Source organism: Micromonospora hortensis, from assembly GCF_022230935.1.
Lineage (GTDB): Bacteria > Actinomycetota > Actinomycetes > Mycobacteriales > Micromonosporaceae > Micromonospora > Micromonospora hortensis.
Genome location: NZ_JAKKFE010000010.1, coordinates 183,389 through 205,257 on the forward strand (window position 1 = coordinate 183,389; position 21,869 = coordinate 205,257).

20 protein-coding genes are annotated in these 21,869 nt (G+C 71.6%); 3 read left to right on the forward strand and 17 right to left on the reverse strand.

Annotated elements, in window-relative coordinates:
• Positions 1-26: 26 nt before the first annotated feature.
• The 6 genes from NIE111_RS06710 to NIE111_RS06735 form a co-directional block, all read right to left on the reverse strand.
• Complete coding sequence (locus NIE111_RS06710; protein WP_238683541.1) at positions 27-209, reverse strand: hypothetical protein; 183 nt, start codon at positions 207-209, stop codon at positions 27-29.
• A gap of 64 nt (positions 210-273) precedes the next feature.
• Positions 274-585, reverse strand: a complete 312-nt coding sequence (locus NIE111_RS06715) for a hypothetical protein (protein ID WP_238683542.1) — start codon at positions 583-585, stop codon at positions 274-276.
• A gap of 43 nt (positions 586-628) precedes the next feature.
• Positions 629-913 (reverse strand): hypothetical protein, encoded by a 285-nt coding sequence (locus NIE111_RS06720; protein ID WP_238683543.1) that lies wholly within the window; start codon positions 911-913, stop codon positions 629-631.
• 25 nt (positions 914-938) lie between these two features.
• On the reverse strand, positions 939-4,901 hold the full coding sequence (locus tag NIE111_RS06725) for a toxin glutamine deamidase domain-containing protein (RefSeq protein ID WP_238683544.1): 3,963 nt from the start codon (positions 4,899-4,901) through the stop codon (positions 939-941).
• 15 nt (positions 4,902-4,916) lie between these two features.
• Positions 4,917-5,249, reverse strand: coding sequence for a hypothetical protein (locus NIE111_RS06730; protein WP_238683545.1), 333 nt, complete (start codon positions 5,247-5,249; stop codon positions 4,917-4,919).
• The gene (locus NIE111_RS06735; protein WP_238683546.1) at positions 5,246-5,668 is read right to left on the reverse strand and encodes a YbaB/EbfC family nucleoid-associated protein; all 423 of its coding nucleotides are present in this window, start codon (positions 5,666-5,668) and stop codon (positions 5,246-5,248) included. The genes NIE111_RS06730 and NIE111_RS06735 overlap by 4 nt, the downstream gene beginning before the upstream one ends.
• Positions 5,669-5,746: 78 nt before the next feature.
• Between NIE111_RS06735 and NIE111_RS06740 the strand changes: the two genes are divergently transcribed.
• Entirely contained in the window at positions 5,747-6,988 is a 1,242-nt protein-coding gene (locus tag NIE111_RS06740) for an SUKH-3 domain-containing protein (protein WP_238683547.1), read from the forward strand.
• 18 nt (positions 6,989-7,006) lie between these two features.
• Here the strand turns inward: NIE111_RS06740 and NIE111_RS06745 are convergent, their stop codons facing one another.
• The gene (locus NIE111_RS06745; RefSeq protein WP_238683548.1) at positions 7,007-8,446 is read right to left on the reverse strand and encodes an aldehyde dehydrogenase family protein; all 1,440 of its coding nucleotides are present in this window, start codon (positions 8,444-8,446) and stop codon (positions 7,007-7,009) included.
• A 142-nt stretch (positions 8,447-8,588) separates the two neighbouring features.
• Between NIE111_RS06745 and NIE111_RS06750 the strand changes: the two genes are divergently transcribed.
• Together NIE111_RS06750 and gabT are read left to right on the forward strand one after the other, a co-directional pair.
• On the forward strand, positions 8,589-10,025 hold the full coding sequence (locus tag NIE111_RS06750; protein ID WP_238683549.1) for a gamma-aminobutyraldehyde dehydrogenase: 1,437 nt from the start codon (positions 8,589-8,591) through the stop codon (positions 10,023-10,025).
• Positions 10,026-10,028: 3 nt separating this feature from the next.
• Positions 10,029-11,300 carry a 4-aminobutyrate--2-oxoglutarate transaminase gene (gabT, locus tag NIE111_RS06755; RefSeq protein ID WP_238683550.1) on the forward strand — a complete coding sequence of 424 codons (1,272 nt, stop codon included), beginning with the start codon at positions 10,029-10,031 and terminating at the stop codon, positions 11,298-11,300.
• 59 nt (positions 11,301-11,359) lie between these two features.
• On the opposite strand, the gene NIE111_RS06760 is transcribed toward gabT, so the two are convergent.
• The 10 genes from NIE111_RS06760 to NIE111_RS06805 form a co-directional block, all read right to left on the reverse strand.
• The gene (locus tag NIE111_RS06760; RefSeq protein ID WP_238683551.1) at positions 11,360-12,034 is read right to left on the reverse strand and encodes a septal ring lytic transglycosylase RlpA family protein; all 675 of its coding nucleotides are present in this window, start codon (positions 12,032-12,034) and stop codon (positions 11,360-11,362) included.
• A gap of 57 nt (positions 12,035-12,091) precedes the next feature.
• Positions 12,092-12,769 (reverse strand): M15 family metallopeptidase, encoded by a 678-nt coding sequence (locus NIE111_RS06765; protein ID WP_238683552.1) that lies wholly within the window; start codon positions 12,767-12,769, stop codon positions 12,092-12,094.
• Entirely contained in the window at positions 12,766-13,896 is a 1,131-nt protein-coding gene (locus NIE111_RS06770) for a D-alanine--D-alanine ligase family protein (protein WP_238683553.1), read from the reverse strand. The genes NIE111_RS06765 and NIE111_RS06770 overlap by 4 nt, the downstream gene beginning before the upstream one ends.
• A complete protein-coding gene (locus tag NIE111_RS06775; RefSeq protein ID WP_238683554.1) occupies positions 13,893-14,903 on the reverse strand; it encodes a threonine ammonia-lyase in 1,011 nt (336 codons plus the stop codon). Before NIE111_RS06775 ends, NIE111_RS06770 begins: the two co-directional genes overlap by 4 nt.
• A gap of 73 nt (positions 14,904-14,976) precedes the next feature.
• The gene (locus NIE111_RS06780; RefSeq protein ID WP_238683555.1) at positions 14,977-16,041 is read right to left on the reverse strand and encodes a sensor histidine kinase; all 1,065 of its coding nucleotides are present in this window, start codon (positions 16,039-16,041) and stop codon (positions 14,977-14,979) included.
• Positions 16,038-16,703 carry a response regulator transcription factor gene (locus NIE111_RS06785; protein WP_238683556.1) on the reverse strand — a complete coding sequence of 222 codons (666 nt, stop codon included), beginning with the start codon at positions 16,701-16,703 and terminating at the stop codon, positions 16,038-16,040. The genes NIE111_RS06780 and NIE111_RS06785 overlap by 4 nt, the downstream gene beginning before the upstream one ends.
• Positions 16,704-17,046: 343 nt before the next feature.
• Positions 17,047-17,892, reverse strand: a complete 846-nt coding sequence (locus NIE111_RS06790; RefSeq protein WP_238683557.1) for an endonuclease domain-containing protein — start codon at positions 17,890-17,892, stop codon at positions 17,047-17,049.
• Between the two features lie 272 nt (positions 17,893-18,164).
• A complete protein-coding gene (locus NIE111_RS06795; RefSeq protein ID WP_238683571.1) occupies positions 18,165-18,923 on the reverse strand; it encodes a G5 domain-containing protein in 759 nt (252 codons plus the stop codon).
• 271 nt (positions 18,924-19,194) lie between these two features.
• Positions 19,195-20,376 (reverse strand): saccharopine dehydrogenase family protein, encoded by a 1,182-nt coding sequence (locus tag NIE111_RS06800; protein WP_238683558.1) that lies wholly within the window; start codon positions 20,374-20,376, stop codon positions 19,195-19,197.
• The gene (locus NIE111_RS06805; protein WP_238683559.1) at positions 20,376-21,842 is read right to left on the reverse strand and encodes an NAD(P)/FAD-dependent oxidoreductase; all 1,467 of its coding nucleotides are present in this window, start codon (positions 21,840-21,842) and stop codon (positions 20,376-20,378) included. Before NIE111_RS06805 ends, NIE111_RS06800 begins: the two co-directional genes overlap by 1 nt.
• Positions 21,843-21,869 lie beyond the last annotated feature (27 nt).

Genomic DNA, 21,869 nt, shown 5'->3' on the forward strand with positions numbered 1-21,869 from the left:
TCCACCCCCACCGACCGCTTCCACGCTCAGGCCAGCCCCAACTCCTCGCGGGCCTCCTCGACCCACCGACCAACCCCGTGCGCGCCGCTGTCGGCTGCCAGCCCGGCCGCCTCGTCGAGCAACTCATGCGCGGCATCCCGATCACCGTCGCTCGCGGCCAGATGCGCCAGACCGATCAGATTCGCCGCGACACCGGCGGTGAAGGACAACTTCCGGCGTAACCGAGTCGACTCGGTCAGCAGCTCCCGCGCCCCGTCGACACGGCCGGCCTGCTCACCTCGCGCCAGGCGTGAACATGACTCGGATGCCGTCCTCGTCGGGCAGCGCTGTACCCCCGCTGACGGTCTCAGCCACCCTCTCGGCCGTCGCCCGATCAACAGTTTCGAAGCGGTCGACGTTTCGGTAGTCGTCGACGAAGCGCACGGCCAGATCTGGATCGAAGGTCCAGCGTCCGCTGCGATGGTCCCAGAGGATGGCATTGCCTACGCCTACGTCCATCACGAAGAGTCCGGCCGGACCCCCGACCCTCTCGTCATTCCGATAAATCACGTAGTAGGTCAGCCTGCGGCCCATCTGATTCGTCACCAATCCCGGGCGCACACCCGAATCGACAGCGTCGACGTAGCGCCTATCGGCGACTCACGATCGAAGCGACCTGCACACCCGCCGCTTCAACCTCCGCCCGGACCGCAGCCAGCAGATCCTGCACGTCCGAGTCGCCCGGCTCCGCCAGCAGGTCGATGTCGAGGCGCCACCCTTGGCTGTCCACGTCGCGCCAGAGCCCGACGTTCGCAGATACCCCTGCGGTTGTCCGTTTGACCTCGCCGAACAACTCGTCCCAGTCGTCACCGAGACGCCCCACCTCACTCAGACCGAGCACTGCGCGCAGACGGGCCAAAGTCGCCCGGTCCATCTGCCCGTGTAGATCGATTACCCAGCTAGCTGACATTCGGTTCCCCCACAATCCAGTCCGAATCTTGGAAGTGGGACGACACTCCGGATCCGGCTCGATCCGGCGGACCGGCACCAGGGAAAATTGCCGGTACCACGTCGCGGCCCAGATCACGAGCTTGGCGTTGAGCCCAATCGAACAGGTGAGGGAAGCACTCTCGCGCCACCTTCTTCGTCACGAAGCCGTACCTCGCGTTGACGACACGGAGGTCAGGGTATTTCTCGGACGCGTGTTGGCGGGCCCGCTCCACCATCTCATCGGAGGAAATTTGAAAGTCGTAGTCACTCGGCTCTTCCAGGCCCAGCCGGTACATGGAGTCGAACGGCCTACGCATCGGAAGCGGCGCCAGCTGCGACCAGCCCTGCAAACGCGCCAACGCCTCCGGGTTGTCGACCAACTCGGACTCCGTCGGCATTTGCTTGTGGGCACCCGAGAAAAAGCGAGCCGATGAGCCCTGAAGCCGAATGTCGACAGTTGACAGGTCCAGGCCATCCTCCCGCAATGCGTCGAAGAGGTCGGCTGTCATCCGTGCGAACTGCTCCCGGGTAGCTCCGAGAGGGGCCGACCTGTCGGCCCAGGCCAGGACGGCATCGGGTGTGATGCCGAGGAACTCGCAATCCTTCGGGTTCAGCTGACGGCCAGACTCATCTGCGGGTAACAGTGGACCGGCAGCCTGCCAGCCGTGATCGCCCCACTCTTCTGCTGCGGACTGCTCCGTGAGCTCGATGGGGTTCTGCCCGCTATCGGCATCGGGCGCCGAGCCCGGGCCGTCGAGGAGCAGGTACATCCGGTTGATGTACGGGTCGCCGTGGCCGCCGTCGTCGTGCGTCGGCGGGTGATCCGGCAGGTCGGGCCGTTCGCTGAACCGGCCCCGGGGTAGTCCGCCAAGCGGCATCGGTCTGCCGTCTCCGCTCAGCACCAGCGCGTCGATGCCGACCACGTCAGGGTAGAGCGGCCGGTCCCGGACCACGCCGTTCTGCGGGTCCACGTAGAGCACAGTGCCGTTCTGGTTGAGCGCCACCCAGGCGTGCGAACCGCCGTGCGCCCACTCGGTGACCAGGAACGAGTAACTGCCATGGCCGCCCAGCAGCAGTTGGTCGTGCAGGTTGCGGTAGCCCCGGTCGGCGGCCTGCCGCGCCTGCGCTGTGTCCGTACGTTGACCGGACGCCGGGGCGAGGAGTTGCTGGAAGCGCCCGCCGGTCACGTCCTCCACCCGACCGGGGCCGCCCGCCTCGCCACGGATGGGGCGCCGGATGTCGCCGTCGAGGTAGCCGTCGAACGTTCGGGGCGCCGACACGCGGGGTCGCCCGTGCACCCACGTCTCGAACAGCGACAGTGTGCAGTCCAGGCAGTTGATGCCCCGGGTGGCGTCGGCCGCGGGACCGCCATCGTTGAGCAGCCGGAACCAGCCGCCGTGTCGAGGGTCGGCGGTGCGGGTGACGGTGCCGTCCGGTCCGCGGGGCATCTGTCGTTCGACGTCGACCTGGTGCAGGGCGAGCGGTGGCCGAAGTCCTCCGGGCTGCCCGTACGGCCGGGAGTCGTCGATCGGCGGCGGATCGTCGTCGCCGGTGAGCATGGACGGACCGGTAGTTTCCACAGCGCCGAGCGCGAGCGCGCCCACGTCCCGGTTGGCGTGCTCGAAGGTGGCGCTGATGTCCACTACCGGCGGGGCCGTGGTGCCGGCCAGCACCGCGTCTGCCAGGTCACGCCATTCGGCGTACGCGCGAGTTTCCTCGTTCGCGGCGCGCTGCCAGCCGTCGGCCCACTGCCGGTTGCCGGCCTGGTGCAGTTGCCGGGCGTAGGTGGCGTACTCGACGGCTCGCCGATCGTGCTCCACGGCGCGGGTGCGCAGTCGGGCGGCTTCGGCCTGCCGGCGGTTGTTCTCGAACCCGATCCGCACCGATTCGTAGTGGTCCTGGTAGCGCTGCCGCTCGGCGGCTTCCGCCGCAGCGGCCCACTGCGCCGCGTACGAGTCGTTGGTCTCCGGCTCGCGCACCGTCGGGGCGCCGAACGCTGCCACGTCGACGGGGATCGACGCCCTTCCCCGGGCGGGATGGTCGGGCGCGCGCACCGGTGCGGGCGTCGCCCGGGTGGGGACACGCGAGGGCACGGCGAACCGACCCACCGCTGGTGGGGTGGAGGCGACCGGCAGTGGCCCGTTGGTGGTGCTCGGGACGCCGAAGGTGACCGGCGCCGCCAGCCCGGGGTTGATCGTCGGCGCGGAGGGTCCAGTCGTCGGAGACCAGGCGGTCGGTCCGGAGGTGGTGGGGTGCGGTGAGCTGCCGGGGTGGGCCGGCGGCACACCGGTGGCAGCCGGCCCGCCCGATTCGAGGGGACCGACCACGGGCGCGGACGCCGACGAAAGCCTCGGATCGGCACCCACCACAGGCCGACTCGGGTCAGCCACCGCCGAGGTGGCCGGATCGGCAGCCGAAGCCGACGCGACGGGACCGACACCCACCGCCGACGTGGCCTCGGTGGTGGTCGTCGCCGAGGGCACGGGGTCGGCCGGGTGTGGGACGCCCGCTCTGTCGCCGAACGACCCACCCGTCGACGGAGTCACCTCGGACGCGCGTACCGAACGATCCACCGCGTCCACGTCGGACACCGCGCCAACCGGCATCGGTGACGACGTCTGCACGTCGGGCGCGACCGGAGACGCCAGCCCGGCTCCCCGTGACTGCTCGACAGCCGGTGTCGTCGGCGCAGCCGACTGGTTCGGCGGCGTGGTGGCAACGCTCTCCGTCGCCTGCATCGGAATGCTCGCAGCCGTAACCACGCCACCCGAAGCCACACCACCGGCAGCCCCCGCAGAAGCAGCCCCCGCCGCAGCCGAGGCCACCGTTGAGGGAGACCCTCCCGCAGAGACCGCATCCCCCGCGACAGGCAGCACGGCCGGGACGGAGGGGCCCGTGAACGATGCTCCGGCGAGGGCGTTGGCCTGTGCGTCGAGCCGGGCGCGTAGCGCGTGGTCGGTCTGCCCGGTCGCCGAACCGGTGGCCCCGGACGCGGCGGCGCGCGCCACGTCCTCCATCGAGGTCAGGCCCTGACCGGTGGCCAGGCTCGCCGCGCTGTCGGCGAGCACCTCGCCGGTCATCTCCCGCCCCAGGTGCTCCCCGACTTTCGCCGCTCGCCCGGTCGCGTGCCGGCCCAGGCCGGCCAGCGGCGCCACCGCCCCGCCGGCCAGGCCACCGACCGCCGAGGCGCCGAGATCGGTCAGGTCCAGGCCGTGTGCCCGCCCGGTGGAGTTCTGGTACGCCTGGGTGGCCAGGGTGACCCCGGCCTCCTCGGCGGCCTCCTCCAGCCCGCCACGGGCGGCTCGCTTGGCGAGCCCGCGTGCGCCACCTCGAGCGATGTCCTTGGCGGCCCGCTCGCCGGCCTCCTTGAGCCCGTGCTTGAGGGACTTGCTGGCCAGTTGGCCCATCAGCCGCTTGAAGATCTGTTGGACCAGCAGTCGCGTCGCGGTGATCGCCGCGCCGGCGGCCGGGGTTGCCGCACCGGCGGTCAGCACCGCCGCCACCGCCACTGTGAGAAGCTCGATGACCAGGATGCCCAGCTCGATCCAGACTTCCAGCTTGGCGCCCTCGATGTCGCAACCGCACTCCTCGACCAGTCGGCCCAGGTCGGCGGTGACCGCGAGCAGCACAGGCAGCGGGGCGTCGGCGCCCTCGGCGATCCCCCGCCAGGCCGCCTCGAACGCCGCGTCGACAGCCCCGACACCGCCGTACCCGTTGCGCACCTCGACGGCGGCCGCGGCGGCGTCGGCGTGCGGCCCGGCGAGCACGGAGGCGACCGCGTACCACTGGTCGGCGACGTCCCAGACGGCCCGCTCGTTGCCCTCCGGCCACTGCACGCCGACCACCCAGTCGAGGGCCTCGTAGATCCAGCCGGGCACGTCCCACGGCGCGTAGTCCAGGGGGTGCGGGATGGGGCTCGGCAGCACGCTCATCGGGATCGTCGACCGTCAGCGCCGGTCGGCGGCCCGACCGACCCGGGCGGCGTTGGCCCCGTCGGTCTGCACGCTCGCGTCGACCGCCTCGACCACGTCGCCGCCCAGCTCGGTGAGCCGGTGCCCGACGCCGGCCCAGGCCCGCAGCACTGTCTGCTCGAACCCGCGGTAGTTGCGCTCGAAGGCAGCGCCGATGTCGTCGCGGCCCCAGGGCCTGGCACCGCTGGCGGCCTCGATCGCGCCACCCTCCGCCGCACGACGGGCCGTCACCGCCTCGCCGGCGAGCGCCAGGTCGGCACCACCCCGGAGGGCCCGGGACGGATCAAGCCAGAGCTGCCCGTCGGTCATGGCTTCGCCTCACCTTTGCCGAGTACGGCGTCGGCCCGACCGAGCAGCGTGGCGTAATCGCCGGTCTTGAGGAAGTCCGTCGCGCCGGAGCCGGCCGGCATGCTCTCGGCGACGAGGTCGCGGGTGGCGTCGGCGGCGGCTGTCGCGGCGGCCCGGATCGTTTCGGTGACCTTTCGGCCGAGCGCGTCGGCGTCGCGGTCCCGGTAGATGGCCGGCGTCAGCTTGACCTCGATCAACTGGCCCTGCGCGCCCACTGTCGCCGTCACCTGGCCGTCAGCCGACCGGCGGGTCACCCGCAGCGCGGCGAGTCGCGTCTGGAGCGTGTCCAAACCGGACCTGAGCTGCTGGTATTGCCCATAAACGTCGTCGAATCGGGCACGTAGCTCGCGATTGACGCCCCGGTCCGCCTGTTCGTCCACCGCCGCCCTCCCGTCACCGTCGGTAGAGCAAGACAATACCGGCCGCCATCGATCCGTGTAGTCCGGTAGTTTCAATGCGTGATCGACCGTCAACAGGCCGAGCAGCTCGCCGCCACCTGGGCCCGCCGTGACTCGCAGCGTCTCGGCCACGAGTGCACCGCGATGGTCGACGAGTTCGACCTGGGGTGGGTCATCACGTCCGTCGTGCCCACCGAGGTGCGCACGGTGCCGGGTGACCTGCCGACGACAGTCATCGACAAGCAGACCGGCACTGTCACCACGTGGCCCCGGGTGCCGAGCACTGTGGTGGCAGAGCTGTACCGGCGTAGCCAGCCCGTCGGGCCGACGGCTCCCCGCACTCTCGACCCGTCGAGCCTGCTGGTCCGGGAAATCCATCGGGGCGCCACCCCGAACACCGCCGCGCACCTGACCATCGACGGACGGATCTGGACGGCCCAGGGCACGAAGGCCGACGTGCCAATCAACCATCACCCGCTGGTCCGCGACTATCTCGACCAGCTACCCCCCGGCGAGTTGGTTCGCGGCGGGGCGGCGCACGCCGAGCTGATCGTGGTCTCCGACGTCCTGCACGAGTACGACCACCGCCGCGTCGCCGAGGGCATCGCCCCGATGGGACGGGCCGAGGCAGCGGCGCTGCTGGAGGGCGCCCGCTTCGAGATCTTCCGGATCCGTGAGCCGGGCGATCCCGCTGGAGGGCCCGCCGAGCGGCCCTGCGACTCGTGCATCGCCTTCCTGGTGCGGGCGAACGTCCTGCCGGAGTCGGCTCGCGCCTACACCGAGACGTGGACCGCGCCGAAGGCATCCGACCCCGATCCTGGGCGATTCCCGGCGGAGGTCGCGAACGCCCTGGTCGCGGCCGGTTGGCGGCCACACATCGGCGATCAGATCATGGCCGCCGCCGCCGTACGGGACGTCTCGTCGGTGCCGGGGCGCAACCATCGGCACGAGGTCTTTCCCGCCGCCGTGGAGGCGCTCACCGCGTTCCCCAGCCTGGTCGGTGCGCGGCGCGGCAGGGGCGAGCAGGTGTGGATCTCCCGTTTCGACATCCGCCCGCACACCATCGCGCACACCGCCGACACCCTCGCGGACTTCGGCGCGGTGCTCGGCGTACGCCTCTTTCCGATCGGCACCGAGCAGCAGGACAGCATCCTGGCGGTGGACGAGCGCGGCCGGGTCTTCGCGCTCGACCAGGCCGGCGAGTGGTTCCTCGGCGACACCATCGACGCCGCGCTGACCACTCTGCTGCTCGGCCGGGCCCCCGCCCGGGTCCGCGACGACGGCACCTGGCAGGCCGACTAGCCCGGCGGTGTCGCCGGGCTAGAGCGCGAGGCCGGTCAGCACCATGACCCTGGGCTCGGTGTAGTCGTCCATCGCGCTGCGCAGCCCCTCCCGGCCGACGCCGCTGCCCTTCACCCCGCCGTAGGGCATCTGGTCGGCGCGGTACGACGGCACGTCACCGATGATCACCCCGCCCACCTCCAGCGCGCGGGCGGCGGCGAAGGCCACGTCCAGGCGTCGCGTGAAGACGCCAGCCTGCAAGCCGTACGCCGAGTCGTTGACCGCTGTGAACGCGGCCTGGTCGTCGGCGACCGGGGTGACCACCAGCACCGGCCCGAACACCTCCTCGGCCACGACCTTGGCGTTCGCCGGCACGCCGGTGAGCACTGTCGGGGGGTAGGTCGCGCCGTCGCGGAGGCCGCCCACCTCGACGGTGCCGCCGGCGGCGACGGCCTCGGCCACCCACGTCTCGACCCGACGGGCGGCGTCCTCGGACACCATCGGCCCGACGTCGGTCAGTTCGGACGTGGGGTCTCCGGTCCGCAGCCCCCGCACGGCCGCCACCAGCCGGGGCAGGAAGTCGGCGTGCAGGGCATGGTGCACGTACACCCGCTGGACGGCGATGCACGACTGGCCGGCCTGGTAGTTGGCGAACGTCGCGATGCGCTGCGCGGCGAAGTCCAGGTCCTCGTCGTCGGTCCAGTCCGCACAGAGCACCGCGGCGGCGTTGCCGCCCAACTCCAGCGTCACGTGCTTCTCCGGCGCGGCGCGGCGGATGGCGGCGCCGACCGGCCCGGAGCCGGTGAACGACACCAGAGGTAGCCGGGGTTCGGTGACCAGTTCGGCGGCGCGGTCGTTGGGCAGCGGCAGCACCGAGAACATCCCGGCCGGGAGGTCGGTCTCGGCCAGCAACTCGCCGAGCAGAAGCGCGGTCAGGGGCGTCGCGGGCGCGGGCTTGACGATGATCGGCGCGCCGACGGCGATGGCCGGCGCCACCTTGTGGGCGACGAGGTTGAGCGGGAAGTTGAACGGCGTGATGCCCAGCACCGGCCCGCGCGGCACCCTGTGGACCAGGGCGATCCGCCCGTCGGCGGCCGGGTCGGTGTCGAGTCGTTGCAACTCGCCGGAGAATCGGCGGGCCTCCTCGGCGGCCCAGCGGAAGGTCGACACGGCACGCCCGACCTCGGCGCAGGCCCACTTGAGCGGCTTGCCGTTCTCCGCGGTGATCAGGGCGGCGATCTCGCCCGCGCGCTCGGCGATCCGCCGCGACACGTGGTCGAGGGCCGCCGCGCGGGCGTGCGCGGGCAGGGCCGCGGCCTGCGCGGCCACCCCGGCCGCCGCGGCGACGGCGGCGTCGACCTGGTCCGGCGTGGCGAATGTGGTACGCCCCACCGGGCGGCCGTCGTACGGGTGGTGGACTGTCAACTCACCCTCGCCGGTGGCGGGGCGGGAGGCGACGAAGAAGGCTGTGGGCTCCACGCCGAGCAGAGTAGCCGAGCGACCAGTCGACGGAAACAGTCGCGATAACCCTTGTCTGCCGCGAATTCAGTAGCGAAGATGGCAGAGAGATTGCGATAACCGCCGCAGAACCGCGCCCCCGGCCCCCTCGGAGTGATCCCTCATGAGTGACCAGCAGCAGCTGCGCAACTTCGTCAACGGCTCCTACGTCGACCCGTCCGACGGCGGTTACGCCGACCTGGTCGACCCCTGCACGGGTGAGGTGTTCGCCCAGGCCCCGGTCTCCGGCGCCGCCGACGTGGACGCGGCGATGAGCGCCGCCGCCACCGCGTTCGAGAGCTGGCGGGAGGTCACCCCTGCAGAGCGGCAGCGGGCGCTGCTCAAGCTCGCCGACGCCGTGGAGGCGCGCGCCGCCGAGCTGGTCGACGCCGAGGTGCGCAACACCGGTAAGCCCCGCCAGCTCACCGCCGAGGAGGAGCTTCCACCGGCGGTGGACCAGTTCCGGTTCTTCGCCGGTGCCGCGCGGATGTTGGAGGGGCGGTCCGCCGGGGAGTACCTGGCCGGGCACACCTCCTACGTGCGGCGTGAGCCGATCGGCGTCTGCGCGCAGGTGACCCCCTGGAACTATCCGCTGATGATGGCGGTCTGGAAGATCGCGCCCGCGCTCGCCGCCGGCAACACAGTGGTGCTCAAGCCGTCGGACACCACACCGGTGTCGACGCTGCTGCTCGCCGAGATCGCCGCCGAGTTCTTCCCACCAGGGGTGTTCAACGTGGTCTGCGGCGACCGGGACACCGGTCGTACCCTCGTGTCGCACCCGACCCCGCAGCTGGTGTCGATCACCGGCTCGACCCGCGCGGGCATGGAGGTCGCCGCCGCGGCGGCCCCCGACCTGAAGCGCACCCACCTGGAGTTGGGCGGCAAGGCCCCGGTGGTGATCTTCGACGACGCGGACGTGGCGGCGGCCGCCGAGGCCATCGCGCTGGGCGGCTACTTCAACGCCGGGCAGGACTGCACGGCGGCCACCCGGGTGTTGGCCGGCCCCGGCGTCCACGACGACTTCGTGGCGGCGCTCGCCGAGCAGGCCCGCAACACGAAGACCGGCGCCCCGGACGACGCCGACGTGCTCTACGGTCCGCTGAACAACGCCAACCAGCTCACCCGGGTCAGCGGTTTCGTGGACCGCCTGCCGGACCACGCGGCGATCCAGACCGGCGGGTCCCGGCAGGGCGAACGCGGCTACTTCTACGCGCCGACGGTCGTCTCCGGGCTGCGTCAGGCCGACGAGATCATCCAGGACGAGGTGTTCGGGCCGGTCATCACCGTGCAACGCTTCTCCGACGAGGACGAGGCGGTGCGCTGGGCCAACGGCGTCGACTACGGCCTGTCCGCGTCGGTCTGGACGCGGGACCACGGCCGAGCCATGCGGATGACCCGTCGACTGGACTTCGGCTGCGTCTGGGTCAACACGCACATCCCGTTCGTCTCCGAGATGCCGCACGGTGGCTTCAAGCACTCCGGGCACGGCAAGGACCTCTCGGTCTACAGCCTGGAGGACTACACCCGGATCAAGCACGTCATGCACAACATCGAGGGCTGAGCCATGCCGACGTCCGAGGAGCTGCACAAGCGGCGCGGCGATGCCGTGGCCCGGGGTGTCGGCAGTGTGATCCCGTCCTACGTGGACCGCGCGTCCGACGCGACGATCACCGACGTGGACGGCCGGGAGTGGATCGACTTCGCCGCCGGCATCGCCGTGACCAGCGTGGGCAACTCGGCACCGAAGGTGGTCGAGGCGGTCCGGGCGCAGGTGGAGCGGTTCACCCACACCTGCTTCATGGTCGCGCCGTACGAGTCGTACGTGGCGGTGTGCGAGCAGCTCAACGCGTTGACGCCCGGCGGATTCGCCAAGCGCTCGGCGTTGTTCAACTCGGGCGCCGAGGCGGTGGAGAACGCCGTCAAGGTCGCCCGACACGCCACCGGGCGGCCGGCGGTAGTGGTGTTCGACCACGCGTACCACGGCCGGACCAACCTGACCATGGCGTTGACAGCGAAGAACATGCCGTACAAGCACCGGTTCGGGCCGTTCGCCGGGGAGATCTACCGGGTGCCGATGTCGTACCCGCTGCGCGACGGCGGGCTCTCCGGCGCGGAGGCGGCGACCCGAGCGATCGAGATGATCGAGAAGCAGGTCGGCGCGGAGAACGTCGCCGCGCTGCTCATCGAGCCGATCCAGGGCGAGGGTGGCTTCGTCGTACCCGCGCCGGGTTTCCTGCCCGCGCTGCGGGCCTGGGCGACGGCGGCCGGGGTGGTCTTCGTCGCCGACGAGATCCAGACCGGTTTCTGCCGCACCGGCGACTGGTTCGCCTGCCAGCACGAGGGCGTCGAACCCGACCTGGTGACCCTCGCCAAGGGCATCGCCGGTGGCCTGCCGCTGGCAGCGGTGACCGGCCGGGCCGAGCTGATGGACACGGTGCACGTCGGTGGGCTCGGCGGCACGTACGGCGGCAACCCGATCGCCTGCGCCGCCGGGCTCGCCACCATCGAGACCATGCACGAGCTGGACCTGGCCGGCGCGGCCCGACGGATCGAGTCGGTGCTGGTCCCCCGGCTACGGGCCATCGCCGAGCGGGATCCCCGGGTCGCCGAGGTACGCGGCCGGGGCGCGATGCTCGCCGTGGAGCTGGTGCTGCCGGGCACGCTCAGCCCCGACCCGGTCGCCACGGCGGCGATCTCGGCGGCCTGTCACGCCGCCGGCCTGCTCACCCTGACCTGCGGCACGTACGGCAACGTGCTGCGTTTGCTGCCACCGCTGGTGATCTCCGACGGGCACCTCGGTCGCGGTGCCGACCTCCTCGACGCCGCCTTCGGCTGAGCGGCTGAGCAGGCTGAGCGGCGGAGGGGGCCCGGTGCACGGGCCCCCTCCGCCGAGGGTCAGCGGAGCACCTCGACAGTGTTGCGGCGCACCAGGTTCTTGCCCGGCTCGCGGATCTGCTCCATGGCTGCGGAGTTCAGCAGCACGCAACTGCCCGACGGGCCGGTCACCGTCACAGTGGTCGCCCGGTTGTTGTCCAGGTTGGTCACCCGCAGCCGGGTACCCACCGGGAACTGCCCACTGGTCGCCGCCGGTCCGGCCGCCTCCTCGAAGAAGGTGATCGCCCCGGAGCACGCCGACTGGGGTGCCGGGCCGGGTGCGCCGGGAGACGCGGCGCCGGGGCGGACGGTGCCGGGGGCCGGAGCGCCGGCGGGCGGGGCCGCGCCGTCGACACGTTCCACCACGTTGCGGCGGATAACGTTCTTTCCCGGCTCGCGGACCAGCTCCATGGCGGCGGAGTTCAGCAGCACGCAACTGCCCGACGGGCCGGTCACCGTCACGGTGGCCGCCCGGTTGTTGTCCAGGTTGGTCACCCGCAGCCGGGTACCCACCGGGAACCGGTCGCTGGTCGCCGCCGGCGCCCCGCCCTCCGCGGAGAAGGTGACCGAGCCGGAGCAGACCGACGACCGTGCCGGGGCCGTGTCGGCGAACCCGAAGCTGGTCCCCACCGACACGCCCACCGCGGCGAGCACCGCCACGCTCGCTGCCAGCACGTGCCTGCGCTGCACCCTCATCGCCGTCACTCCCGTCCTCGGTGGTGTCCTTCACCCACCGGTACGGATCGGAGCGTCCTACCGTTCAGCCGGCATGGGTATCGATCGTGCGGCGGCCAGGTCCACCGGCCCGTACCGGGTGCGCGGGGCCCCGGTGATCAGCGCCCAGTAACGGTCGCCGTACGACCAGTGCCACCACTCGGTCGGGTAGTTGACCATCCCCGCGCCGCCGAGGGCGTCCACCAGGATCTGCCGGTCCCGGCGAGCGGTGCCGCCGATCGCCGGCGCGTCGGTGAAGCAGGCGTCGGCGCTGTCCTCCGGGGTGGCGTCGATGGCCGTGCCCAGATCAAGCTCCACGCCGTCGTCTGTGCAGAGCGTCAGGTCCACAGCGCCGCCGGTGCTGTGCGGGGCCACCTCGACCGGTGAGACGAACTTCGTGGTCTCCCGGTGCAGCCGCTGCGGTGACCAGTCCGGGTGCCGTCGGCGCAGTTCGTCGCGGTAGCCGGTGAAGATGGCCAGTTGCGCCTGGTACGGCCGGTAGCCCTCGACCACCAGCAACCGCAGCCCACCGGGCAGGGCACGCTGCGCGGCCAGCAGGCGGTCCACGACACCGGCGCGCAAGCGGGCGTACGCCCCGGCCGGGTCTGCCGCCCGGCCGTCGAGCCGCAACTCCGGCAGCTCACGCAGGTCCACGAACTCCTCGCCGTCGTCGGCGCTGGGCACCGCCGCCACCCGGGGGTCGGAGAGCAGGATCATCGGATGCTCCCCGCCGTGCTCGCGGACCGCTCCGCGTGCCGGAGCCGGGCCAACTCGACGAGTCGGTCCACCACCTCCCGGTAGCCGACCCCGACGGCGGCCCACACCTTCGGGTACATCGAGTGCGCGGTGAAGCCGGGCATCGTGTTCAGCTCGTTGACGTACAGCTCACCGGCCGTCTCGTCGTAGAAGAAGTCGACCCGGGCCAGACCCCAACCCCCGATCGCGGCGAACGCCCGCAGCGACAGCTCGCGGACCCGCGCGGTCACCTCGTCCGGCAGCACGGCGGGGACGATCATCGGGTCGGCGTCGCCGAAGTACTTCTGCTGGTAGTCGAACCAGCCGCCGCTGACCTGCACCTCGCCCACCGCCGACGCCTCGGGACGCCAGCCACCGAGCACCGCGCACTCCAACTCCCGGCCGGCGACCCCCTGCTCCACCATGACGAGTTGGTCGTGGCGAAGCGCCTCCTCCACGGCGGCGGCGAGGTCGTCACCCTCGCCGACGCGGGAGATGCCGATCGACGAACCCATGCTGGCCGGCTTGACGAACAGTGGCCGGCTCAGCCCGGTCACCAACTTCTCCGGGTCGTCGACCGCCCGGTAGGCGTGCGCGTCGAACGACACGTACGGGGTGACGGGGATGCCCTCGGCGCGCAGCGCCCGCTTCATCGCCACCTTGTTCATGCCGACGGCCGAGGCGAGGATGCCGCACCCGACGTACGGCACGTTCAGTGACTCCAGCAGCCCCTGCACCACACCGTCCTCGCCGTACGGGCCGTGCAGCACCGGGAAGACCACGTCCAGCTCGGCGTGCACAGCGCCGGGGGCGTTACCGGCGGACACCTGCACGACACCCGGGCGCGGACCGGCCCGCAACTCGACGGCCGGCCCGGTCACCACCAACTGGTCGTCGATGGCCCGCTCGCCGGCCGGCCGGTCGCGCAACTCGGCCAGCAGCGCGTCGGGCATCAGGCGGAAGCCGCCGCTGCGGGTGACGCCAATGGCGACAGTGCGGTAGCCGCCACCGGCGAGCGCCCGGGCCACCCCGAGCGCCGAGGCACAGGAGACCTCGTGCTCCGCCGACGGTCCACCGAACAGGATTCCGATCCGAACTGGCGCGCTCACGCCGCCGCCCCTTCCTCAGCCAGGTCGGCGGATCGCGGGGCCATCAACCGGGCCACCAGCGCCGCCTCCACGTTTCCGCCGGTCAGCACCACGCCGACCGTCCGCTGCCGGTCCCGGTCCGGCGCGAGCCGCAAAGCACCGGCCAGGCCCGCCGACCCGGACGGCTCGGCGAGCACCTTCAGCTCCGTCAGGATCAGCCGGAACGCGGCGGCGATCTCGTCGTCGTCGACCCGGACGACGCCGCGCAGCGTGTCCCGCACGATGGCGAACGGCAGCTCCCCCACGCAGGACGGCCGCAGCCCGTCCGCGATGGTGGGCGCCGGCGCGACCGGCACGCGTACACCTGCCGCCAGGCTGCGGGCGAGCGAGTCGCAGCCCACCGGCTCCACGCCGTACACCTCGATGCCGGAACCGGCGGCGGCCAGGCACGCACCGGCCACCCCGCCACCACCCCCCACCGGTACGACAAGCGCGTCCAACGGCGTCCCCGCGCGCTCGGCGTCCTCGATCAGCTCCAGGCTCGCGGTGCCCTGCCCGGCGATGACATCCGGGTGGTCGTACGCGTCGACGACGGTGTGACCGCTCTCGTCGCTGAGTCCGTCGGCCACCGCCACCCGCTCCTCGACGCTGGTGCCGGCGAACACCACCCGGGCTCCCGCCGCGCGGGCCCGGTCAACCTTCGTCGAGGCCGCGTCGACAGGCAGCACCACTGTCGCCGCGAGCCCGTGCTGCCGGGCCGCCAACGCCACGGCCACCGCGTGGTTGCCGGTGCTCTGCGCGATCACCCCGGTGTGCCCGGCCATCGCGAGGCGGCCGACCGCGCGCAGCGCGCCGCGCATCTTGTACGAGCCGCCGTTCTGGAGGTTCTCCGCCTTGAGCAGGACCCGTGCCCCGGCAAGCTCGTCGATCACCGGGGAGCGCAGCACCGGGGTACGGACGACTCGGCCGGCAAGCCAGTGGCTGGCCTCCTCGACATCGGGCCGGACCTGGCCAACGGTGCGTGTCATCGGTTCTCCTTTTCGGGCACACCACAGGCGGGGTCCAGCGGTACGTGGACCCCGGGGAAGGTGGGTGGAAGTGTCAGGTCACTGTGGGTAGCTGGACGTCGACCCGCAGGCCGCCGTACTCGGCGGGCCGGGCCGCGATGATGCCGTCGTGGGCCTGGGTGATCGAGCGGGCGATGGCCAGGCCCAGGCCGGCCCCACCGCCCTGCGAGGTCCGGTCCCTGGCGAGTCGGCGGAACGGCTCGAACAGGCCGGCCACCGCCTCGGCCGGCACGGGCTGGCCGGTGTTCACCACGGACAGCGCGGGCACACCGCTCACCAGGACGGTCAGTGAGCCGCCCGGCCGGTTGTACTTGATCCCGTTCTCCACCAGGTTGGTGACGAGGCGTTCCAGCAGCACCCGCTCGCCGACGACGATGCGGGGTTCGAGATGGGTCTCCACCGTGACCCCGGCGTCCCGGGCCCGGTCCAGGTAACCGGCCAGCACCGCCTCGACGATCGTGTCCAACCGCTGCGGTATCCGCGATCGGAGGCCCTGGTCACTCTCGCTGAGCGCGAGCAGGCCCTCGATCAGTCGTTCGTTGCGCTCGTTGGTCTCCAGCAGCTGACTGGTCAGCAGCTCCAACTGCTCACCCGTGAGCGCCCTGGCCATGCCGACCTCGATGAGCGTCCGCTGCACGGCGAGGGGCGTCCGCAGCTCGTGCGAGGCGTTCGCGGCGAACCGTCGCTGCCCCTCGTACCCGGCGGAGACGCGTTCCATCATCTCGTCGATCGCCCGGGACAGCCGGGCCAATTCGTCGCGGCCCCGCGGCCGGATCCGGTGACCGAGGTTCTGCGGGCCCAGGTGCCCGATCGGCCCGGCCAGGTCAGCGACCGGGCGCAGGCACCACACCGCGGCGAACCAGAGCCCCACCAGGACTGCCACTGTCACGAACAGGACGGCCACCAGGGGCAGCATGAACGCCCCCGGCCGTACGTTGCCGCACACAGTCGACAACCCGGGCACGGGCACGTCACAGAACTGCTGCCCCCAGGCCCAGGTCACCCCCGACAGCCACTTGCCCATCGCCGGCAGTATCGGGCCGGCCAGCAGCGCCACCAGCCCCACCAGCAGCACCCGACGTCGGGGCGTCCAGCTCACGCCGTGCCGCCGATGCGGTAGCCGGCCTTCGGCACGGTGTGGATGATCGCCGGATCGCCGAGCTTCTTGCGCAGTGTCATCACCGTGACCCGTACGGCGTTGGTGAACGGGTCGGCGAACTCGTCCCAGGCCTGCTCCAACAGCTCCTCGGCGCTGACCACCTGGCCGTCCGCGCGCAGCAGCACGTGCAGCACGGCGAACTCCTTCGGGCTCAACGCGAGGGGGCGGCCGTCCCGGGTGGCCAGGTGCCGGCCCACGTCCAAGGCCAGGCCGTCCTGGGCGAGCACCGGTGGCAGCGCCGGCGTGGACCGTCGCCCGAGGGCCTGCACCCGGGCCACCAACTCGGCGAAGGCGAACGGCTTCGTCAGGTAGTCGTCCGCGCCGAGCCCGAGGCCCTCGACCCGGTCCCGAATGCCGGCCGCCGCGGTGAGCAGCAGCACCCGGGTGCCGACCTGTGAGTCGGTGATGCTGCGACACACCTCGTCGCCGGTGTGCCCAGGCATGTCCCGGTCCAGCACCGCGACGTCGTACCGGTTCACCCCGACCCGCTCCAGCGCACCGTCACCGTCGTAGCAGACGTCGACGGCCATCGAGAGGCGGCGCAGCCCTTCGGCCACCGTGTCCGCCAACAACCGCTCGTCGTCCGCCACCAGCACCCGCACGTTTGTCCGCTCCCCCAGTTCGGCTTGCCCGGCATACCGTCGCAGGCCCGGGTTAAGGGTTCTGTAAGCACCCGTCGCAGCCATCCTCCACGCGGGTGTCCAGCGGGCAAACCACCGCAAGCCAGTCCCGGTCGACTTCGTGCCCGTGTCACGTCATCTGGGTCGTCCGTCCCCGAAGGCCGAGGCGGGTTGGCGAGCGCGGGTGAGCTGCGTCACCCTGAGGCCGCCCCGCCCCGTCGATCTTGCACTTTGTGTTGCCCAAATGTCCCTAAGGCGTTATCTGTCGGGACAGAAAGTGCAAGATCGACGGGGCGGGGCGGGGGTGACGGGGGTGCTGGTGTGGTTAGGAGAGGGCGGCGCGGATGGTGGCCTTGATGTGCTGGGGGCGCCGGTAGAGGTCACGGTCGGTGAAATAGCGCATCCGCCAGCCCGCAGCGTCCAGCCAGTTGACCCGCTCCCGGTCGTGTCTGAGCCGGTCACGGTCCAGGTGCGACAGTCCGTCGTACTCGATGCCGATCCGGCGTTCGCGGTAGCCCAGATCCAGCCGGTAGAGAGCTGTGCCATGACGGTCGGCCACCCATAGTTGCGGCTCCGGTGGAGGCAGCCCCCCATCGATCAGAATCAGTCGCAACTGGCTCTCCTGTCGGCACTCCGCCCTGCCGTCGGCCAGCGGTACGAGTTGCCGGGCTTGGCGGACACCACGCAACGCGTTGTGGGCGGCAACCTCGGCAAGCAGGTCATCCTGGGTGACCAAGCCCGACCGGAGCGCGGCATCGAGTACCGGGAGTGCGTCGAGTCGTCGGACGGCGCGAGCCAGGTCGACCGCACAGCGAGCCGCCGGCACACAGGGCAGACCGTCGACGAAGACCGGCCGAACGGGTAGCACCGTCCGGTGAACGACCACCCCGGGTAGACGGGGCTTTGGCACCTCGGCGGGCAGATGAACGTGGATCAGATCATCACGCAGCACCCCGAAGCCGTGTCGGCGGGCGGCACTCTGCCTCGCCAACATCGCCCCGTCGGGCAGCCGGAGCAGCAGTGCGCGCAGTGCGTCGTCGTCGCTGCAGGGTTGGTCGGCGTAGACCCCTCTGCGTACGCGGTGCAATTCCTCGCGGTCGAGCCGACTACGGATTCGCCCAACGGTGAGTTGCCGCATGAGTGCGTCGGTACGCCACAACTGAGTAGCCATGGGAGCAGGCTGACCAACCCGGGAGCCCATAGAGGACCCGCGACGACCACCTGTGGAAAACCGTCCCCCCTGTGGACAACCCCCAACCCCACCCCCTGCCGTGCTAGCGCCCCACCCCCGGACTCCCCGGCCCCGCACCCCCCGCCCCCGCGATCTTGCACTTCCTGTCGTCGATACGCCCTATATGCAGCGAAAGGTCGGCGCAGAAAGTGCAAGATCGCGGGGGCGGGGGCGGGGGCGGGGGCGCGGGGGGTGCGGGCGCGGGGGCGGGGTTAGTCGCAGGCTATGCCGTCGCCGTCTCGGTCCAGGTCGTAGATGTCGTTGCCGATCACCCTGATCGGCCCGCTGACGTAGGCGGGGCCCTTGCCACTGCCACCCGCGCAGTCGACGTCGCTGGCGATCGGAACGCAGCCGCTGTAGTTCGGGTCGCACTTGGACGACTGCGGCTTCTTCGTGCCGACGGCCACGACCTGGGTCACCGGCTGCTTCGTCACGGCGGACTTGACCAGTTTCTTGGCCGTCCGCACGCCGTCGGTGGTGGTCACCTCGTAGGTCAGGGTCCGGACGCCGTTCACGCCCTTGGTGCGGACGACCCGCTTACCCTCGGCCAGTGACGAGTCCTTGACGGTCCGCTCGCCGTACCTGATGGTGGCCTTCTCCGTCACGGTCGTCACCTGCACCACCGGCACGGCTGCCGCGCTGGACGGGCTGGGCGCGACCGACGAAGGCGCCGACGAGGGTGTGGAGGGCACGGCGATCGGCGACTCCTCCTGGGCCGGCTCGCCGGAAGCGACCAGGATCGGCTGCTGCGGCTGCTCGGCGGCGGTGCCGGTCTTTGTCGGTTCCGGCTCGCCGGTCAACGCGCCGACGATGGCGGTGCCGGCGCAGCAGAGCAGCAGGAGCGACAGCGTCACCGAGCCGAGGATCACGGCGACCCGGCTGGCGGGAGTGGCCCGGCGGAACCAGTTCGGTCGGGCCGTCTGGCCGAACGACGGCGGGTACGGCGGCCCCGGGTTCTGTGGTGGTTGCATCGTCACGGCGATGAGTGTCGTCGCAAACACAGCCTGCAATATCCCCCGTCGCGTTCGTCACCTGCGCCTTTCGCTTCGCCGGGAAGATCGGTGGGCGCGCTCGCGGGCGACGAGTCGGCAGGTGCGGCAACCCTCCAGGTCGGCAGGGCAGGGCCGATCGTGCGGGTGTCAGCACCAACAAAAGCCGCAGATCACCATGCACTGAATCGACAGGGGGTCGGAAGCCGAACGGCGACGACGGAACTGTCGCGATGCCGTCAACGGGGCGGGCTCAGCGCTCTTCCATCGCCCATGGCGACCCGTAGCCGTTCAGCAGGTCGAGGAAGGGCATCGGGGGCAGCGCTTCCGGCCCGAGCACCCCGACACCTGCCCACGCGCCGCTGGCGAGCAACTCCAACGCGACGACCGGGTTGACGGCGGTCTGCCAGACCACCGCCTGGTGCCCGTACTCCCGCATCGACCACTCGTTGTCGACCACGTGGTATAGGTAGACCTCGCGGGGATGCCCGTCCGGGCCGAGCCCGCGTACCCAGGTGCCGGCGCAGGTCTTGCCGCGCATCCGGGCACCGAGCGTGGCCGGGTCGGGCAGGCTCGCGGCCACCACGTCACGCGGCGAGACCTCGACGCCGCGTACCCGCACCGGGGAGACCGCGTCCAGGCCGAGCTTGTGCAGCGTCTTGAGCACCTCGATGAACTCGTCGCCGAGGCCGTACTTGAAGGTGACCCGCCGGGCCTTGACCCAGCGCGGGATGAGCAGCACCTCCTCGTGCTCGACGTTGACGCACTCGACCGGCCCGATCCCCTCCGGAAAGTGGAAGACCTCGGGCTCGGAGAACGGTTCGGTGGTGAACCAGCCCCGGTCCCTCTCCCAGATGACCGGAGGGTTGAGGCACTCCTCGATGGTGGTCCAGATGGAGAACGAGGGCGCGAAGTCGTATCCGTCGACGGTGAGGTTCGCCCCGTCCCGGACACCGATCTCGTCGATCTCACTGAACAGCTCGTCGGCGGCGTAACGGGCGAACACGTCGGACAGGCCGGGCTCGACCCCGATGCCGCACAGCGCCAGCCGACCGGCCGCCGACCAGGTGTCGGCCAGCGCGAACTGTTCGTCGCCGAGCTTCACGCCGGTCTCGACGTGCGACAGCGACATCGCCATGTCCAGGTAGTCCGCGCCGGCAGCGAACGCGCCATCGAAGATCGGCATGACGAATCGCGGGTCGACGGCGTTCAGCACGTGCGTGATCCGGTGCTCCCGGCACAGTGCGGTGACCGCGTCGGCCGAGGAGGCGTCCACCTGGGCGGCGACGAAACGGTCACCATGCCCGGCGACCGCCCGCTGGGCGCGAACGGGGTCGTGGTCGGCGACCACGATGGTCTCGAAGAAGGTCCGTCGGGCGGCGATGGCTACGGCGGCGGAGCCGACGCCACCGGCGCCGACGAGGAGGACACGCATCAGGAATCAAACCCCAAACCGAAACGATCGAGAGTACGGAGCCAGAGGTCGCGCCGGCCCTCACGCGCGTCGGCGCGGGCCAGTGACCAGCGGGTGAGATTGATGCCGACCGCGCGGGCGGGTTCCGGCGGGAACGGCAGTGGCTTGCGGCGAACCAGGTCGAGCCGGGTCAGCGGGGTGTTCCCGCCGTCGAGCAGGTCGAGCAGCACCCGGGCCCCGAAGCGGGTGGCCCCGACGCCGAGGCCGGTGTAGCCGGCCGCGTACGCCAGCCGACCGCCGTAGGCGGTGCCGAAGAACGGGCAGAACCGGGTGCAGGTGTCGATGACCCCGCCCCAGCGGTGGCTGAACTGCACGTCGGCGAGCTGCGGGAACGTGGTGAAGAAGTGGCGGGCGAGGGTGGTGAAGGTGGCCTGTCGTTGCTCCAACTCGGGCGCGACCCGGTTGCCGTAGTGGTAGACGGCGTCGTAGCCGCCGAAGAGGATCCGCCCGTCGGTGGTGATCCGGTAGTAGTGGAACTGGTTGGCGGTGTCGGCGAGCCCCTGCCGGTTGCGCCAACCGATGGCGTCGCGCTGGGCCGGGGTGAGCGGTTCGGTCATCAGCACGTGGTCGTACACCGGCACCAGGTACGCCCGCAGCCGGCGCAGCAGCGGCGGGAACGCGTTGGTGGCCAGCACGACCCGGCGCGCGCGTATCGAGCCGGGAAGACCTGCGGCGCGGGTGTCGGCCGGGCCGGGCTCGGCCGACAGGGTCGCGGGATCGGTGCCCAGGGTGCTGGCGTGCACCGCGGCGATGTCGGCGCGCAGTCCGGTGACCCGGGTGTGCTCGTGCACGCGTACGCCGAGGTCGAGGCAGGCGCGGCGCAGCCCCCAGGCCAGCTTCGCCGGGTCCACCATCGCCACCCGGTCGGCGTCGAACATTCCACCCAGGTACGTCGGTGAGTGCACCTCGGCGCGTACCTCGTCCCGGTCGAGCAACCGCACCCGGTGGCCGTACCGGCGGGCCAGGTCCGCGTCGGCGGCCAGCCCGTCGAGTTGGTACGGCTCGACGGCGACGGCCAGCTCACCGGTGCGCTCGAAGTCGCAGTCGATGTCGAACGTCGCGACGGTGGCGGCGATGGCGTCCAGGTTGTCCCGGCCGAGGCGTTCCAACTCGCCGACCTCGTCGGGGAAACGTTCGACGCCGTTGGCGAGGCCGTGGGTCAGCGAGGCGGCGCAGAACCCGCCGTTGCGCCCGGATGCGGCCCAACCGCAGGTCCCGGCGTCGACGAGAAGCACGTCCCGGTCCGGGTCCGCCTGCTTCGCCAACAGCGCGGCCCACAGCCCGCTGTAACCGCCGCCGATCACCAGCAGGTCGGCGGAGTGCCGACCGCTCAGTGGCGGTAGCGGGTCGGGTCGGTCCGGGCGATCGAGCCAGTACGGCACGGGTGCCGCGTCGGCCAACGCCCGGCCGGTATGCGGGAGCGTCATGACGGCCCACCGGTCGGATGACCCGCA

What these genes read in the sequence shown, in the direction of transcription:
- NIE111_RS06725 (WP_238683544.1), bottom strand. Translation starts at nt 4,901, where the DNA reads ATGAGCGTGCTGCCGAGCCCCATCCCGCACCCCCTGGACTACGCGCCG.
- NIE111_RS06730 (WP_238683545.1), bottom strand. Translation starts at nt 5,249, where the DNA reads ATGACCGACGGGCAGCTCTGGCTTGATCCGTCCCGGGCCCTCCGGGGT.
- NIE111_RS06805 (WP_238683559.1), bottom strand. Translation starts at nt 21,842, where the DNA reads ATGACGCTCCCGCATACCGGCCGGGCGTTGGCCGACGCGGCACCCGTG.
- NIE111_RS06795 (WP_238683571.1), bottom strand. Translation starts at nt 18,923, where the DNA reads ATGCAACCACCACAGAACCCGGGGCCGCCGTACCCGCCGTCGTTCGGC.
- NIE111_RS06790 (WP_238683557.1), bottom strand. Translation starts at nt 17,892, where the DNA reads ATGGCTACTCAGTTGTGGCGTACCGACGCACTCATGCGGCAACTCACC.
- NIE111_RS06775 (WP_238683554.1), bottom strand. Translation starts at nt 14,903, where the DNA reads ATGACACGCACCGTTGGCCAGGTCCGGCCCGATGTCGAGGAGGCCAGC.
- NIE111_RS06760 (WP_238683551.1), bottom strand. Translation starts at nt 12,034, where the DNA reads ATGAGGGTGCAGCGCAGGCACGTGCTGGCAGCGAGCGTGGCGGTGCTC.
- gabT (WP_238683550.1), top strand. Translation starts at nt 10,029, where the DNA reads ATGCCGACGTCCGAGGAGCTGCACAAGCGGCGCGGCGATGCCGTGGCC.
- NIE111_RS06720 (WP_238683543.1), bottom strand. Translation starts at nt 913, where the DNA reads ATGGACCGGGCGACTTTGGCCCGTCTGCGCGCAGTGCTCGGTCTGAGT.
- NIE111_RS06765 (WP_238683552.1), bottom strand. Translation starts at nt 12,769, where the DNA reads ATGATCCTGCTCTCCGACCCCCGGGTGGCGGCGGTGCCCAGCGCCGAC.
- NIE111_RS06750 (WP_238683549.1), top strand. Translation starts at nt 8,589, where the DNA reads ATGAGTGACCAGCAGCAGCTGCGCAACTTCGTCAACGGCTCCTACGTC.
- NIE111_RS06800 (WP_238683558.1), bottom strand. Translation starts at nt 20,376, where the DNA reads ATGCGTGTCCTCCTCGTCGGCGCCGGTGGCGTCGGCTCCGCCGCCGTA.